Here is a 15,578-nt window from a genome sequence, read left to right as displayed (position 1 = left end):
TAGTTCAATGTTGCATATGTTTCTGAAGCTCAACATGCTCGTTATCTCCTTCAAACAGTCTAATGAGCGAACCTTCAATGACGTTCAAATCTTGTAATTTCACTTGATGTGTTACAATTTCTTCTATCACTTGGTTGAGTATCTCCACATCAGCAACTTGAATTCTGTTCGCTACTACCCTAACACTTTCAATTACGTGTATCTTATCCAGTAAAGCAGAAATATTTGAGGATGACTCTTCCAAAATGATTTCATATTTGCGTCCGTCGTCAAACACACCATCGTATTTTTTCTCTCCATCTTCAATGTAGATAATTCGGTCACATACATCCTTGACTTCATTCAGGTTGTGATCAGAGAAAATAACGGCCTTATTCTCCTGTTTTGCCTTTTTAATTATGATATTTTTGACCAATTCTCGACCCATAACGTCTAGTCCCACCAAGGGTTCGTCTAAAATCAGGAAGGGCTTATCATTCAGCAGAGCCTGTGCGAGACCCAACCTTTGTTTCATACCAAATGAGAATTTTTTTACATACTCTTTTTTTCTCTTGGTCAACCCTACAAGTTCGAGTACTTCGTTTAATTGATACTCTACTTTGTTCATATCTGTGACACCGTCAGCAAGCATAAGCAGTTTCAAATTATCGTATGCGTTCATATAATCTAAAAAGCTACTCTCAATCAGAACCCCGAATCGAGAGATTAAAGATGGTTGTTCTTGGACATCATGCGAATCGACGAGAATTGTACCTGAAGTGGTTTGTATATGGTTCACAATGCAATTCATAAGCGTAGTTTTACCCGAACCGTTCTTTCCGATCAAACCTACAATTTCACCGGATTGAATACTAGCTGAAAAATTATGAAGGGCCAAATGTTTACCGTAAAACTTCGTCACATCTTTCAATTCGAGAATCATAAATCTACCCCTATATCCTCTTGATAGAATGGAGAGACTCAGAACACAAATTTTTATCTGAGTCTCCCAAAATTATAAGTTATAACACACTACCACTTGTTACCAAAACTAACACAGACATACACACCCACACTGACACAGTTTGATTTGGACAATGCTTTACGCGTCGAAAACAACATTGAGATACATCTCCTTTTTATAAGTATGATTATTCATTTTTATTTATCACCATTTATTTCCATAACTTACACACACAAATACACCTACACTAACACAGTTAGGTTTGGATACCGTCTTACGTGTCGAAAACAACATATTATCACCTTCCCTTCCTTAAAAGTAATATATTATCAAAAATTTCAAACTGAGGATTCAATGTATCCAATAGACTCTTTTAATCTTTGAATCGAATCCCTGTAGAAATTTTTAATAAACGGACAAAAGGCATCTCTGTTATTCAGTGTATTGTTGTACAACCAACTTCTACCTCTGCATCCACCACCACATAAATATCTATATTTGCAATGTTTGCATTCTTCAATGTTGTCAACATTAAGTTTCAGGAAGGGATTATCCGGATGCTCCAATACTTCATCCAATTCTTGTTCCAGTATATTGCCCAAACTTAAGGATGAGTCGTGCAGCATATGACAAGGATATATCGTTCCATCTGCCCCAATACTTACCATCTCTTTACCAACTTCACAGTTCCCTCGACAAGTCAGTTCAATTTCCCCTGCTGGCATGTCATAGATAGGAACACTTTGATCCAGATTCGATATTTTCTTGGAAAACTGCACTAGGGAGTGATGATCAAATATGTATGGACGAAAATATTCGTCTTCTGGATTCACTGTGAAAATACTAAAGGAAAGTTTGACATCAAGTTGTTTGGCGAAGTTTAAGTACTCGTCAATGTGATTAATGTTTTGAGCATGAATGGTTGCAATCAAAGTTACAGGAGCCTTTTCTCTTAAATAAGCCACATTGCTAATAATCTTTGGCATAATACCCTGATCACGAATAAATCGTGTTTCTTCATTATATCCATCAATGGAAATACTAAGTGCATCTATATATTGAAATGCCTCTTCATAGCGTCGATAGTTCATCGTTCCATTACTAATGACATGCAGATTCATAATGCCCAGAGTCTCTTTTGCAAACTTGCATATTTCCACAATATCTTTGCGAATAAATGGCTCTCCTCCAGAAAAGACGATTTGTTCCGCACCATTTGCTTTCAATTCAGATAATACATGACATATTTTTTCAAAAGGCAGTGCATCCTTTAGATTACGTTCCTCCACAAAGGAATAACAGCCCACGCAATGCAAATTGCACCGATCTGTAAGATGAACATAAGCCGCTTTGAGTCCTTTCTTTTCTTCTACAAAAAATTGATTCTCTATCATACATTCTAGTAACTGTTGTTCTTCTTTATCAAGCTGAACAAGTTCTACTCCACTGTTGATCTGTTCAATCAAATGCACACCTTTTGCATCCAAACCAATAATTGATCCATTATCAATATTACCAATCATGCGTATTCCATCAATTTCAAACTGTCTAATGTCCTTGTGTAATCGGTACCCATCATCTAAAACAGAACTCACAGTATCACCTCATACTTTGATTTTCTTACGGAATCAAATTTCATAAAGGTAAACGTTACCATTAATTTGAATGAGTAGTATATGTTTGTCATATGTTATTATATTCCATCTATATGTAAATACAGGTGACAAATGTCACTATATGTAATATGGAAGTGTGAATTCACAGTTTTATCATATATGGAATAAAAAAAGACATGCTTCAGTCGGAATACACCGATTGGCATGCCTAAACATAAACAATACACTTAAACTTAATATTTTATATCGTAATTAATCCAGACGAATCTCCTGCCCTTTCTCAGCGGACTCGTAGATTCCGCACAACATGCGCGTGGAAGCCACACCATCCGCAATGGGGCTAATCGGCTCTGTGCCGTTCAGGCAACAATCCACAAAGTGGTCGATCTGGTTCTGGAATGCACTATGAATATGGAGACCCGTGTTGTCCGTCTGGGGTTCAATATTCAGAATGGTGTTATTTTTCTCCGTGACGATGAGTGTCTCCGGCTCCAATTCAAATCCACCGCGCTCACCGTATAACTTCACGGAAGATTCATCTCCGCGTGCATGAAGGGTAAAGCTCACATCCACCGCCAGCGAAGCCCCGTTTTCAAACCGAATGAGCGCATTTGCCATATCTTCCACGTCATTCACAGCTGCGCTGTAGTCGGCTGCTTTGTAAAAAGAAAGATGTTCGATATGGGCACGATTGCCCAGCTTCCGATACGTATTACCACTGACCGAAACAGGCTTGGGCCTGCCCATCAGATACCAGCATTGGTCAATGATATGTACGCCCAGGTCAATCAGAGGACCGCCGCCGGAACGGCTTTTGTCAGCGAACCAACCACCCGGATTGCCATGCCGCCGCAGAATGGAAGCTTTGGCATAATACAGTTCACCGAACTCTCCAGCATCAATGAACCTGCGCATCATCTGCATATTGTTGTCATACCGACGCACAAATCCAACGATAAAGGTACGTCCACTCTTCTTCACCGCTTCTTCAATCCGCAGTGCATCTTCCACATTGGTTGCCACCGGTTTCTCCAGCAACACATGCTTGCCTGCCTCCAGTGCAGCAATGGCGAATTCCGCGTGTGTATTGTTCCAAGTACAGATACTGACAGCATCCACATGCGGGTCCTCCAGCATCTCCCGATAATCGGTATAGACGGATTGGGCATCATACTTCTGTGCCGCAGCTTTAGCCCGCTCCTCGTTCAGATCGCAGATCGCATAGATGACGGCATCCTCATTTTTGGCATAACATCTCATATGAAGATCCGAGATAGATCCTGTACCAATCATTCCGATGTGTAGCATTTGTTTCGTGCTCATCATCATCCTCCCTTCCTTTTCCACAACTTCCAGAACATCATTATCGTCTAGTCTGCCCGCAGCATGCCTTCGTAAATACCCGGCGTCGAATTTTCAATCTTCACGGCACCCAGTGTCCGGGCATAGAAGTCTACAGGTCCCGCTGATCCGATAATCGCATACCCGTAACCGTCCGCCTTCATCGCATGCATACAGGCCAGTAACAGGGCTGTGCCTACACCTTTGCCCCGTGCATCCTGGCTCACACCTGTCGGTCCGAAGAAATTGCGACATGTCGCTTCGTAACAGGCAAATCCAATCATTTTTCCATGCTCAACCGCAATATAACAGGACACGGGCTGACGCGCAAAAGCGACCTCGCATTCATCCACCCAAGCCTGGCTAAAATGTGACCTCACCCAATCCAGTACAAGCTGCTTCTCTGGGGCAATGGCTCTTCGAATCACAATGGAGGATTCCTCCAACGTTCTCAGTCCACTCTCTTGCTCCGGCAAACGATAGAGCGCTACCAACATATCACTCATCTAATCCGTTCCTCCTCGTACTTGAATGTGAAAATAAGATAAAGGTTTGGCCACTTACCTGAAATTAACCTGATCCTGCTACGGATAACCTGCAATTCAAGCGATATTTCAAATCTAAACTAACATACCGTTTACATTCATTGCATATCAACTGCAACACTGAGACGATTTGTCCCGTCTATTAACTTGAGGCGCGGCCCTAAGGAAGATTTTACCGCGACAGTACAAAGATTAGAAGGGATGAATATTGATGAACAACAACATGAAAAAAGTAAGTGCCCTAATGGCCCTATCCATGGCATTGGGTGGTGGAGCCGCTTATGCAGCAACACTGGACAACACACAACCAGTCCATCAAACATCCGTTTCAGCCGATAGTAAGGCAACTGATGCAGTAAACGTATCCGTGAATGGTGCATCCATCTCCGATGGTTATTGGAACAAGGATGGCAAAGTAGCCATGATCCCGCTGCGTGATCTTACCGAAGCACTGGGTATTGAACTGAAATGGAATAAAGAAAATAAAACTGCAGAGCTGACACGAGGTGTTCTCTGGACACAGGTAATCACAGGCAAGGATCAATATTCCGTAAATAAAATGCTGCTCACGCTGGGCACAGCGCCTGAAATCACAGGCGGCACTTTGTATGTACCTGCTTCTTTTGCCGAAAAGGTACTGCAAGGACAAGTGAACACAACAGGAAATCAGGTGACGATCTCCAGTGAAGAGGACGTGAAGACGGTTACTGAACGTGGTGTAATTACCAGAATCTCGAACCAAGATAAATATAAGTCCATCCAAATTGGTGGTGCAGGCATGGACGGCATCGTGCTCAATCTGAATGAAGATACGAAACTCATCTCGGCAGACGGGAAAGAGATTGCACTAACCGATCTGACCATTGGTATGAACGTGGAGGCTGAGCATTCCCAGATCACAACACGCAGTCTGCCACCACAAACGCCAACCTATAAAGTCACTGTACTGGATGAAGCTACAGAATCTGAAACACAATTGAAAGAGGTTCTGGGGACGGCTGGTACGATTGAAAATGTAATAACAGCTGAAGGCAGCATCTCACAGATTGAGATCACTGGTACACGATTAACTGAGACGGCTCCTGACCATGTCGTGCTGAACATCGCTAAAGACACGCTGCTCGTGAACCACGAAGGCGAAACGGTGAAAGCTGAAGAACTGACCAAAGGAACTAAAGTCATTGGTTTCTACAGCCCTATGCTGACACGTAGCCTGCCTCCAATCGGAACAGCTTGGAATGTGGTTGTTGAAGCACCAGCAGCAGAGCTGGAAGCGAAATAACACGGTTAGAAGAGCTTCTGGCTGAGACACATGTTATATGTTGTTGCAGACAACCGCGCGCATCTCTTAGCGTGGTGTCATGGTGTGGAGCATCATAATGACCAGGCATCCGCTTGTATCTCTTGGCGCACGGTGCATTGAGTTTGGCGCATCAAGAGCTCAGCCGTGAGGCTAGACGGCGAAGTCAATCCAAAAAAGACCTTATCTGCTTGTCTTCTGACAAGCACGGATAAGGTTTTTTTGGGGTTTGTTGGTTTTTTGTTTTGGTTCTGGTTTTGGTTCTGGTTTTGGTTCTGGTTTTGGTTCTGGTTTTGGTTTTGGTTTTTTAGAGTGTGTCTTCACACACTTGCTTCAAACTGAAGCGTATCTGAAACTTGTCCGGAGCAGACACGTGCGATGTTCGCTGCATACGAAATACGTTGCATACTGAATGTAAGAGCAAGCGGGTATTAACGCTAACGAATCTGCGGCATCTTATTCAAGCATTTAAAGCGCCTGTAAAAATCTAAGGAATCTGAGACACGCTATATCAGAATAAATAGCTCTTTACAGCATTTTTATCAGAGGAATTAGGGAAATAACGTGCCTGATGTTCCTTACATTTTAAAAAGAGGACCTGAGGGCCAAATAAGACGTCCTGTGTTCCTTAGAAAATCTTCTGGATATTCGCCAGAATCAATCGGACTGGACTTCATCTTCAACGATCGCTTCCACTTCAATCTCAACCATCAACAAGGGATCAATGAGTGCGCTAACTTCAACCATGGTGGCTACAGGCTGAATCTGTCCAAAAAATTCACCGTGAGCCTTGCCAACTTCCTCCCATCTGGAGATATCGGTCACAAACATTCGGGTTCTAACGACATGCGACATGTCAGCTCCCAATTCGTTCAGTGCATTCTCGATCGTCTGCAAAACGAACCTCGTCTGTGCATATGGATCACCTGCCCCAACGACTACACCATCTTGCATCGCGGTTGTACCCGCCACTTCGATTCGGTTCCCTACACGGATGGCACGGCAATATCCCACCAACGGTTCCCATGGGGAGCCGGTAAATACCTGCTGTCTACTCATTCTTTCGTCCCTCGCTTTGGTTGTATTTATCTAAATTGAATTGGATTAAACATGAATTATATCAGTCCACCATCATCTCAGACAATAGAATGTAGTTTAATTTCATCTTATTTGCAACATCATTTTTGCAAAAAAAATCCCTGAATGACTGCCCATTGTTCAGGTCAAGGACAATTCATTCAGGGATAGCATTCAGATTACAACTTGATATTCGCCTCATCAAAGTATTCTTCCAGGGTTAACCCACTTTTCGCCACATCCTTTGCCAAATCGGTACCGATGTATCGGATATGCCAAGGCTCGTAGACGTAACCCGTTGTATCTTCTTCACCTTTCAGATAACGGATGACGTATCCATATTCAGCAGCGTGTTCAGCCAGCCACTGGCCTTCCTTCGATGTGCCAAATACCTCTTCCAGCACATTGCCTACACTCGGACTCGATACATCGATGGCAAGACCCGTCTGATGTTCGCTTCTGCCTGGTACAGAGCTCACACGATCCGTGTATTCTTGACCTTTGGTTTTGACATTGTTGTTGTAAATGGATACCTGACGCTGATACGAACGATAGCCGGACACCGCACGAAGCTCAATGCCATCCGCCTTTGCACCCGCAAATAACTTCTCCAGCGCCTCGGCAGCTTCCTTGCGCATATGCCGCTTCTCGTGCGGTTCGTCGAAGGAGAACGGTACATTCGGCTCCACCAGATCGGCCGGCTCGTACCCTTCAGGCAGACTGCGCTGCTTGTTCACAATAACGGTCATAGACTCGGCATTGGTCACCACGGATTGTGCATCAATCGTCGTTTGCAGTGCGCTGATGCTGCGTTTCTCCATCAATGGATCTTCCGCTGTTGCCCCGTTACCATCGTCTGAAGAACCCTGCTCTTCGCCCGCTGAAGCATTACCCGACTCACTATCTGTGCCTTCACCGCCGTTGCCTGAAGCTGACGCATCATCGCCACCAGCATTATCGCCGTCCGTTCCCTTATCCTCCGTAAAATGAACCGTTGTGCCGTCCGACTCTTGTTGTATGTTACCTGCTCCACTCGGGTCCTGGCTCTCCTCTGTGCCATTCTGGCACGCGGCAAGCAATGCTCCGCATATCATCAATGAGGACAGCATAACCACCATGCGGCGCTGTCTTCCTGTATGTGATTTCATGTAAAAACTCCTATCACCATAATATAAATGTTGCTGTCTAGTTGTCTGCGTGCAATGTTCCCTGCGACAGTATACCTTAATTGGGAGCGAAGCTCCACCGGTAAAGACCTCCTTTAGACGAGATCCGGATGAATATATACGCGCTGTACAGCTTATATGATCGTTTTTTGGACTTTTAGAGCAACATCCCAGTGCTGTACACAATAGAAGTGAAATGGGAATATGCCTTCATATATCCAAAAGTGATTATGCAATAAAAACAAGCAGGGGTGATCTGAGATCTCCCCCGCTCTGATGAGTGCATCATTTGGTTGCCGGGCTGTCCGTCTTCTTCTGGACAGCCTGCCACATCCGCGCGGCTACACGCTCGCGGATCAAGTCCAGCCCTGCCGTGGCCGGCACGCCCGGCAGCAGCGCCGTCAGCTCCGGCAGAGCCGGCGGCTTGCCCGGCTGCGTGAGACGCACCTCAACGGCGCCAAAGCCCGGCCCCGGCTGGTGCATGGCGCCGTCTGCGGCTGCCTCGGCGATCCACTCGCCGACAGCTGCGCCGCCTTCGCCGCCCCGCGCCTGCGGGCGGCCAGCCGTTTCCGCTGCGCGGCCGGGGCCGCTGGGATCATGGGCGAGTTCCTCCGCCCATGCCCCCAGCACGCCGGCGAGCAGCGCTTCGCGCGGCAGGCCGGCGTGCGCCAGCTGCAGCAGCGGCTCGGCCGCGAGGTGCGCGGCTACGGCGCGCTCAGCGGCCGCGGCATGCGCGCAGCTCGGGCGGCCGCAGGTGCACGCCACGGCCGAGCTGGCCGTTGCTGCGCCTGGCGAGCCCTCGGGCGCTTGCGCAGCCGGCAGCAGCCCCGCAAGATCCTCAGGCGCCGGGCCGCCGCGCAGCAGGGCGTACAGCGTCAGCGGGCGCTTGCGCAGCTGAGCCAGCACAGCCTCGCGCTGGGCTTCGCTCAGTGGCGATGGCGTTCCCGTGACCGTGAACACGCCTGCGGCTGATCCGGTCTTGCCCTCAGCTGCTGAAGCGGAAACGGAAACTTCCTGTTCCGCTTCCGCTGCTGTATTTACTTCTGCTGTCCATCCACCGGGGGACATATGCAGCTCGATCTTCCATTTTTCGCTCACAACAATCCCCCTTTCTCAACATCTATATTCTCCTGATCTTTCAAGGTCACAGCCACGTCTCACCCTGAAGTGAGATTAGACCGCGCAGCTCATCATCCGACATCTCGGTCAGCCAATTCTCACCTGAACCGACGACCTGCTCGGACAGTGCCTTCTTGCTTTCAATCAGCTCATCAATCCGTTCCTCCAGTGTTCCCTGACAGATCAGCTTATGCACCTGTACATTGCGATTCTGCCCGATTCGGAATACCCGGTCCGTCGCCTGATTCTCGACCGCGGGATTCCACCACCGATCATAGTGAACGACATGACTCGCGCGGGTCAGATTCAGACCTACACCTCCGGCACGAAGAGATAGAACAAACATGGACGGTCCCTCTCCTTTTTGGAAAGTATCCACCATATCGTCTCTTTGCGCCTTCGACACACCACCATGCAGGAAATACGGCTCTTCCTCATATCGCTGTTTCAACCTCGACACCAGCAGATCCCCCATAGCAACATACTGCGTGAAGATCAGGGCAGATTCTCCGTTATCACGGATGGCGTCCAGCAGTTCAAGCAAACGTTCCATCTTACCAGATGCCTCAGCCTTACCGTGGTCTTTCCGATTACTGTCCGCCAGCACCGGATGATCACAGATCTGCTTGAGCTTGGTCAGAGATGACAGAACAATTCCCTTGCGGGCAATGCCGTTTCTGCCATCCAGACCACCCATCAGATCGTCCACCACACGCTGGTACAACACCGTCTGCTCCGGCGTCAGAGAACAATAGGATTTCAGTTCAAGCTTCTCTGGCAGATCCTTGCGAATATCCGGATCACTTTTCAGCCTGCGGAGCATAAATGGAGATACCAATCGATGAAGCTCACGCAAGGATGCTGCATTTTCTTCAGATGGGCCGAGTCCCGTATACCGCTGGCGGAACGATGAAGCTGTGCCCAGATACCCCGGATTAAGGAACTGGAAAATGGACCAGAGTTCGCTCAAGCGGTTCTCCACAGGTGTTCCTGTCATCGCAATACGATGAAGTGTAGACAGACGCATCACGCTTTGCGCTTGTTTGGTACGGTAGTTCTTAATATATTGAGCCTCATCCAGCACAATAGTGGACCAGTGCAACGAAGCCAGATCCGGTCCATCTCTACCTGCCAGATGATAGGTCGTGAGTACAATGTCATGCGTCTGCGCTTCTGCCTGAAAATCGTTCCCGTGCAACCGTTGTCCGCCATGATGAATGTACAGTGACAGATCTGGGGCAAACCGCTTCAGCTCACGCTGCCAGTTTCCAAGCAGCGAGGTAGGACACACAATAAGTGCAGGCAGATGAACAGGCTGTTCATTCGTGTGCTGATCCGCCGGGAATACATCATCTGATCCGTTCAGCATCTCATTCTCGCGGGCTTCCTCTTCGGCTGCCTGGCGCTCCTCGTGTTTGCGCTCCAACAGGCAGGTAATGACCTGAATGGTCTTCCCAAGTCCCATATCGTCTGCGAGACATACGCCGAAGCCCAGCTCGCGCATGGCTGATAACCATTGGTAACCTCTTTCCTGATAAGGACGCAATTCACCGTGCAATTCTGCCGGAACCTGACGAGGCTCAATGCTACGAAGCACCTGTCCATCGAGCAGGAAAGCGAGCAGCCCATCCGATTCGGCACCGAAGACGGAAAGGCCCTTCCATGCGGAATCCTCCCCTTCATCCGCTGCGAGATGCAGCCATTCGGATAGAGGCATATATTGTTCTTCTTCTTTTTTCATATAACGCAGGACTTGGCGAATCTCTTTCGTGTCCACTTCAATCCATTCACCGCGGAACATAACATAGGGAACTGTGGATTCAGCCAGTGCTGCCAGTTCCTCTGCCGTGACGGGTTTGCCATCCAGCATAGGCTCCGCCTTGAAAGCAACCAATTGTTCCATGCCCAGTGCCGATGTGGCTCCAGGCAACCGCTCGTTTCCTCGATTCAACATCTGTAGACGTAGTCCCGCCCGACGTTTCCCGGCACGACTCCACCTTGAAGGCATGAGAACGGTTATCCCGGCCTTCTGCAAACGTGGAACCGCATGCGTGAGAAATTCAAAGAAACCCTGCTGCTCCAGCTTAATTCCCTCGGGACGAGCGGTGAGCAGCGCCGTCTCCAGTTCAGGTGCCAGTTCTGCTGCATGCCCGAGTGCCATCAACAGCTGCTCTGCCGCCGAGGTATATAATACTTTCCCCCGGTCCAGATCTCGCTCCGGATGTGCCCAGATGGTACGTACAGGCAACCTCAGGCTCGTTTCCTGCTCACTGTCTACCCAAAAGCTTATTCCCCAGATCGTTTCATGTTCGCCCAGTGGCGGCTCCAAACGGAGTACCAGCTTCAATTGGCCTTCGGCAGGCGCCATTTCTTCGGCTCCCACGATCGGCATCGTCGTTCCACCAGCTTCTTGCAACGTATGAATAAACGCTGTCATGTCGTCCGTCGGCCCTTGCACTGTTACAGGACGGAACATCGAGATCAGACTATTCCACCAGAGCTCGGCTACTGGCGAAGATCCGCGTCGATAAGGAGTACGGTATCGGGACAGTTCACTGTCCATACCCTCCAACTCACTTGTCACTACAGCATGAATCATTCCACTCATGAATGAAAATAATACCGCCGCCCCTGCTTCTTCACGCGTTTCCGGTTCCAATGAAGCATAGGCTCCGGGAGCAGCCAATCCGATGGGAGGCATCGCTTCAGCAAGATCACGGAATCGTTCGATGTCCTCCTCCTGTTCCAAGCGTGGCCGCCATACTCCCGTCAATGTTTCTTGCCCGGTCCGTCGCCGTGCGCCGGTCTTTGCTGCGAATTCAGCCGATGGAGCAATTGCTCCCCGCAACAGCAGCTCCTGTGTGAACTGCGCCGCTTTGATCCAGTAACGCATCTCTTCTCCAACCTGAATTCCGGCTGCATTTAACAAACGGTCATCCCATTGCAGCAGTAGCCTGAAGGCATCCTTGGGCGAGACTGCCAATCCTTCCAATGTGCGTCCCAGCAGTTGACGCCGCTTCGTGTTCTTGGCTTCAGCCGTGTTCCTCAGCGGATTCGGCCAGCGCAGCTCCGCAAGACGCAGAGCGGCAGGCTGAAACAGACGACCCCCGTCGCCAAAATTCAACCTTCTTACCACGTGGCTCCATGCATCCACACGTGGTTCCGATGTTTCACCGGAAAAACAAAAAAATACGTCACCAAGCCATACTCCATACAGCGATTGCATCATTAAAGTCTCCCGTCATCCCTTCGCATTGTTACTCTCCATCATATACGAAAATGACCGGATTTAAAAACCTTTACCCACAAAAAGTGGTTATTTCGATGATTAAGGCGTGTCTCAAAACTCACTGAAGTGCATCCTTCGGAGTTTTCAGACACGCACTAGCGGTACAAAAAAATGTCCCTTCTCCCGAAAAGCGGATGAGGAACATTTGGGTCAATCGAAGGATAATACTGAATATTCAAAGAATTACGGATCGTTATATTACTATGATCTGATCAAGCTGCCCAGCAATACATCCAGGTTCAAAATGCCAGCACGATGATCTTCACAGAACCCGATTTTGTCAAAAACGCCAAGCATGAAACGGCGATGTTCCTCAGCAGGTTCCTCGAAACGATCGTAACTTACGACAGAATCGACCATATCTACGATCAGCGGTACAAATCCACCTTTGTAAGGCACCACAATAATACGTGTAGAAGTGGTATCCTCCTGGTCTGGCATGCCTAACAATACACGTAGACTCACAACCGAAACGACCTTACCATACAACGAAGCAAAACCTCTGATCTCCGGACTTCCAAATGGCACCGTTGTCACCTGCACCATTCTGATGATCTCATGAACTTCATCAATTCGTAGTGCAAAGATCTGGTCTCCTACCGAAAAATTAATATATTGCATGCCCTCATCCATAATTATCCCCATACCCTCTCATTCCGTATAATCAGACTACTTTCGTCTCATTAGATGTTACTTTGGTGTATCGGTTATTTTCAGTCAAATGTTTAGGCTTCAGATCAATTTTGCCAACTTCAACAAACGTTGCATTACGGTTGCTGTCTCCGCTCTGCTCATTTGCCCTGTTGGATTCAACAAAATTCCATTTCCTTGGATTACGTCTGATGAAAGAGCCGCTTGTGTGACTGTTTCTGCCCGTGAAGAAATCTGATCTTGAATCGCTCACTCCCCCTACCAACAGCCATATAAAATTACCACATCAACTGCCGATATAAATAGTATATACAGGATTAGAAAAGAGGAAAATCATGACGCTCAAAACTAAAGTTATTGTCATCGTCACCACCATCTGCATTCTGCTCGCTGCGCCACTCAGCTATATCGCGCTGTACGTGATTGAGAAGCAAGCGACGGAATCTGTAGACAATGAGCTGCAAAGTACAGTTCAGAAAGCAGTAACAGAAGTTAATGGCTGGGCTTTGACTCAAGCCAAAGTCATTGAAACACTGGGCAAAGTCATTGATGATACGGTACCCCTCAATGAGATCAGCATGGAGCATCTACAAGCATTCCAACTGGCCTCTAACAAAGAGGATATCGCCACCATTTACTTCGGCCTCGAAGACGGTACATATTTAGACGGAGCAGGCTTCATACCAGATGCCACCTTCGATGCACGCGAGCGTCCATGGTACGTAGCCATCAAAGCTTCGAACGCACTTACGTTCAGTGATGCCTATGTAACCAAAGCCGGTATACAGTCCATTTTCATCGGCGTGCCGCTACATGACGAGAATGGGAATTTCCAAGGGGCCATATCGGAAAATATATCACTTGATTCCATTAAGGATGAGATCAGTTCAATCCACACAGACAACGGATTTACCTTTTTACTGGACCAAAAGGGCGTTGTGCTATCACATCCGAATCAAGAGTTGTTGAACACACCTCTCGCCGAGCAGAGTGACTATACCGATATTGTGGGTACGATGCTTAATCAACCTAGCGGATTGTCCGAATATACGTATAATAACGATCGGCAGTTAATCTATTACGAGAAAATTCCGAATACCAACTGGATTGTAGCAACCTCCATCTCCAAAGCTGCTGCCTTGGCGGAATTCACCAAGACAAAACAGCTGTATCTGGCGTTTATCGTTATTTTCACCTTGGTGCTGGCGGCTCTGGCCTACTTCTTCGCACTCAGAACGATCAAACCCCTGCTGAATATGAAGAACAGTGCGCAACAATTGGCCGCAGGAGATCTTACGGTGCAGGTTGACGTCAAAGGTAAAGATGAAATTGCCCAATTAGGTACTTCTTTCAATGCCATGTCCACTTCTCTGCGTCAGTTGATTCAACAGGTGGATCACTCTGCACAGCAAGTACAAGCCTCTTCTCAAACGATGTACAAGGAAGCTTCCGGCAGCAATGAAATTGCAGGTCAGATCTCCACAGTCATTGAAGAGATTGCCAAGGGTGCAGGCGAACAGGCTGAATCCATCCAATCCGGTGCAGAAATGGTATCTGGCATTAATCAAGTGATTGATCAGATTACAGATGAGGCTCATCAAGCCTCTCAAACGATACTGGATGTTACTCAGGCCATGGAAAGTGGTACAAGTGCTATCAGCCGCCAGATGAATCTTTCTGAAGTCGGGCAACAATCCACTACTCGAGTCGAAACATCCAATGAACTACTCCTTAGCAAAATTGGAGCAATCTCCGAAATTACGGGCAGTATTCAGAATATTGCGGCCCAAACCAATCTGCTGGCCTTGAATGCATCTATTGAAGCTGCCCGTGCTGGAGAGCATGGCAGAGGATTCGCAGTGGTGGCTGGTGAGGTTCGGAAACTGGCAGAACAGTCCTCACAGTCTGTAGCGGGTATCGATCAGTTGCTGAATGATCTGAATACTGCAGGTCAGCAAAGTGCAGCAGAGCTAGAGCAATTCAGATTGAATAGTACAGCCCAATCCGAATCTATGGCAGAGACGTCAGTATCATTTGAGAATATCCGTCGGTCCATTGAAGAGATTATTCATCAGATCAATTCCATTACTTCGGGCATGAACAGCATCAAATCAGGTGCAGCTCAGGTCTCTGACGTCATTACAGGCCTCGCAGCGGTTGCCGAGCAAAGTGCCGCTTCGACGGAAGAAGCTGCATCCTCCACAACGGAGCAATCCGAATCTATTGGTAACATCGCAGAAGCCGCCAAGGCATTATCGGATCATGCAGATCAGTTGCTCTTGGAAGTTAGTCGTTTCAACACGGAGAGTAAGTAACCTAACATTCAATTTCATTATTTCACATGTGAAAAGACCAAAAATCGGCACGAAGCTGATCTTTGGTCTTTTTTATCCCCATATTTATGGATCTGTTTCTATGTTTTCAAATACTTGGAACAAAAAATCAAGATTTCTGTGGATAACTCGTTTTATTACTCCAAAAGGACTGTTTTCTCGAATGAAAACATGAGTTATACCTGATTTGTGGATAAG

12 protein-coding genes are annotated in these 15,578 nt (G+C 47.4%); 2 read left to right on the top strand and 10 right to left on the bottom strand.

Going from position 1 to position 15,578, the window contains the following annotated elements; all coding sequences use genetic code 11:
* Positions 1–4: 4 nt before the first annotated feature.
* From PAHA3_RS24700 to PAHA3_RS24685, 4 genes are all read right to left on the bottom strand, one after another.
* Positions 5–922: an ABC transporter ATP-binding protein gene (locus PAHA3_RS24700; protein ID WP_062837319.1), complete on the bottom strand. Its 918-nt coding sequence runs from the start codon at positions 920–922 to the stop codon at positions 5–7.
* Positions 923–1,281: 359 nt separating this feature from the next.
* Positions 1,282–2,538 (bottom strand): radical SAM/SPASM domain-containing protein, encoded by a 1,257-nt coding sequence (locus PAHA3_RS24695; protein WP_062837318.1) that lies wholly within the window; start codon positions 2,536–2,538, stop codon positions 1,282–1,284.
* 273 nt (positions 2,539–2,811) lie between these two features.
* Positions 2,812–3,882, bottom strand: a complete 1,071-nt coding sequence (locus PAHA3_RS24690; protein WP_047840275.1) for a Gfo/Idh/MocA family protein — start codon at positions 3,880–3,882, stop codon at positions 2,812–2,814.
* A 47-nt stretch (positions 3,883–3,929) separates the two neighbouring features.
* Positions 3,930–4,406 carry a GNAT family N-acetyltransferase gene (locus tag PAHA3_RS24685; protein WP_062837317.1) on the bottom strand — a complete coding sequence of 159 codons (477 nt, stop codon included), beginning with the start codon at positions 4,404–4,406 and terminating at the stop codon, positions 3,930–3,932.
* 262 nt (positions 4,407–4,668) lie between these two features.
* Between PAHA3_RS24685 and PAHA3_RS24680 the strand changes: the two genes are divergently transcribed.
* Complete coding sequence (locus tag PAHA3_RS24680) at positions 4,669–5,727, top strand: copper amine oxidase N-terminal domain-containing protein (RefSeq protein ID WP_167350947.1); 1,059 nt, start codon at positions 4,669–4,671, stop codon at positions 5,725–5,727.
* A 675-nt stretch (positions 5,728–6,402) separates the two neighbouring features.
* Here the strand turns inward: PAHA3_RS24680 and PAHA3_RS24675 are convergent.
* The 6 genes from PAHA3_RS24675 to PAHA3_RS30260 form a co-directional block, all read right to left on the bottom strand.
* Entirely contained in the window at positions 6,403–6,804 is a 402-nt protein-coding gene (locus PAHA3_RS24675; RefSeq protein ID WP_062837315.1) for a RidA family protein, read from the bottom strand.
* Positions 6,805–7,001: 197 nt separating this feature from the next.
* On the bottom strand, positions 7,002–7,970 hold the full coding sequence (locus tag PAHA3_RS24670; RefSeq protein ID WP_062837314.1) for a M15 family metallopeptidase: 969 nt from the start codon (positions 7,968–7,970) through the stop codon (positions 7,002–7,004).
* 303 nt (positions 7,971–8,273) lie between these two features.
* Entirely contained in the window at positions 8,274–9,086 is an 813-nt protein-coding gene (locus PAHA3_RS30645) for a hypothetical protein (RefSeq protein ID WP_062837313.1), read from the bottom strand.
* Between the two features lie 46 nt (positions 9,087–9,132).
* Complete coding sequence (locus tag PAHA3_RS24660) at positions 9,133–12,336, bottom strand: DEAD/DEAH box helicase (RefSeq protein WP_062837312.1); 3,204 nt, start codon at positions 12,334–12,336, stop codon at positions 9,133–9,135.
* A 261-nt stretch (positions 12,337–12,597) separates the two neighbouring features.
* Positions 12,598–13,041: a chemotaxis protein CheW gene (locus PAHA3_RS24655; protein WP_076332714.1), complete on the bottom strand. Its 444-nt coding sequence runs from the start codon at positions 13,039–13,041 to the stop codon at positions 12,598–12,600.
* Between the two features lie 19 nt (positions 13,042–13,060).
* Positions 13,061–13,300, bottom strand: a complete 240-nt coding sequence (locus PAHA3_RS30260) for a hypothetical protein (RefSeq protein ID WP_153028297.1) — start codon at positions 13,298–13,300, stop codon at positions 13,061–13,063.
* 82 nt (positions 13,301–13,382) lie between these two features.
* Between PAHA3_RS30260 and PAHA3_RS24650 the strand changes: the two genes are divergently transcribed.
* Complete coding sequence (locus PAHA3_RS24650; protein ID WP_062837310.1) at positions 13,383–15,362, top strand: methyl-accepting chemotaxis protein; 1,980 nt, start codon at positions 13,383–13,385, stop codon at positions 15,360–15,362.
* Positions 15,363–15,578: the final 216 nt, after the last annotated feature.

The organism is Paenibacillus amylolyticus, assembly GCF_001570725.1.
GTDB lineage: Bacteria > Bacillota > Bacilli > Paenibacillales > Paenibacillaceae > Paenibacillus > Paenibacillus amylolyticus_A.
The sequence above is the reverse complement of the archived record's forward strand: the minus strand, read 5'-3'. Positions and strand labels throughout refer to the sequence as shown.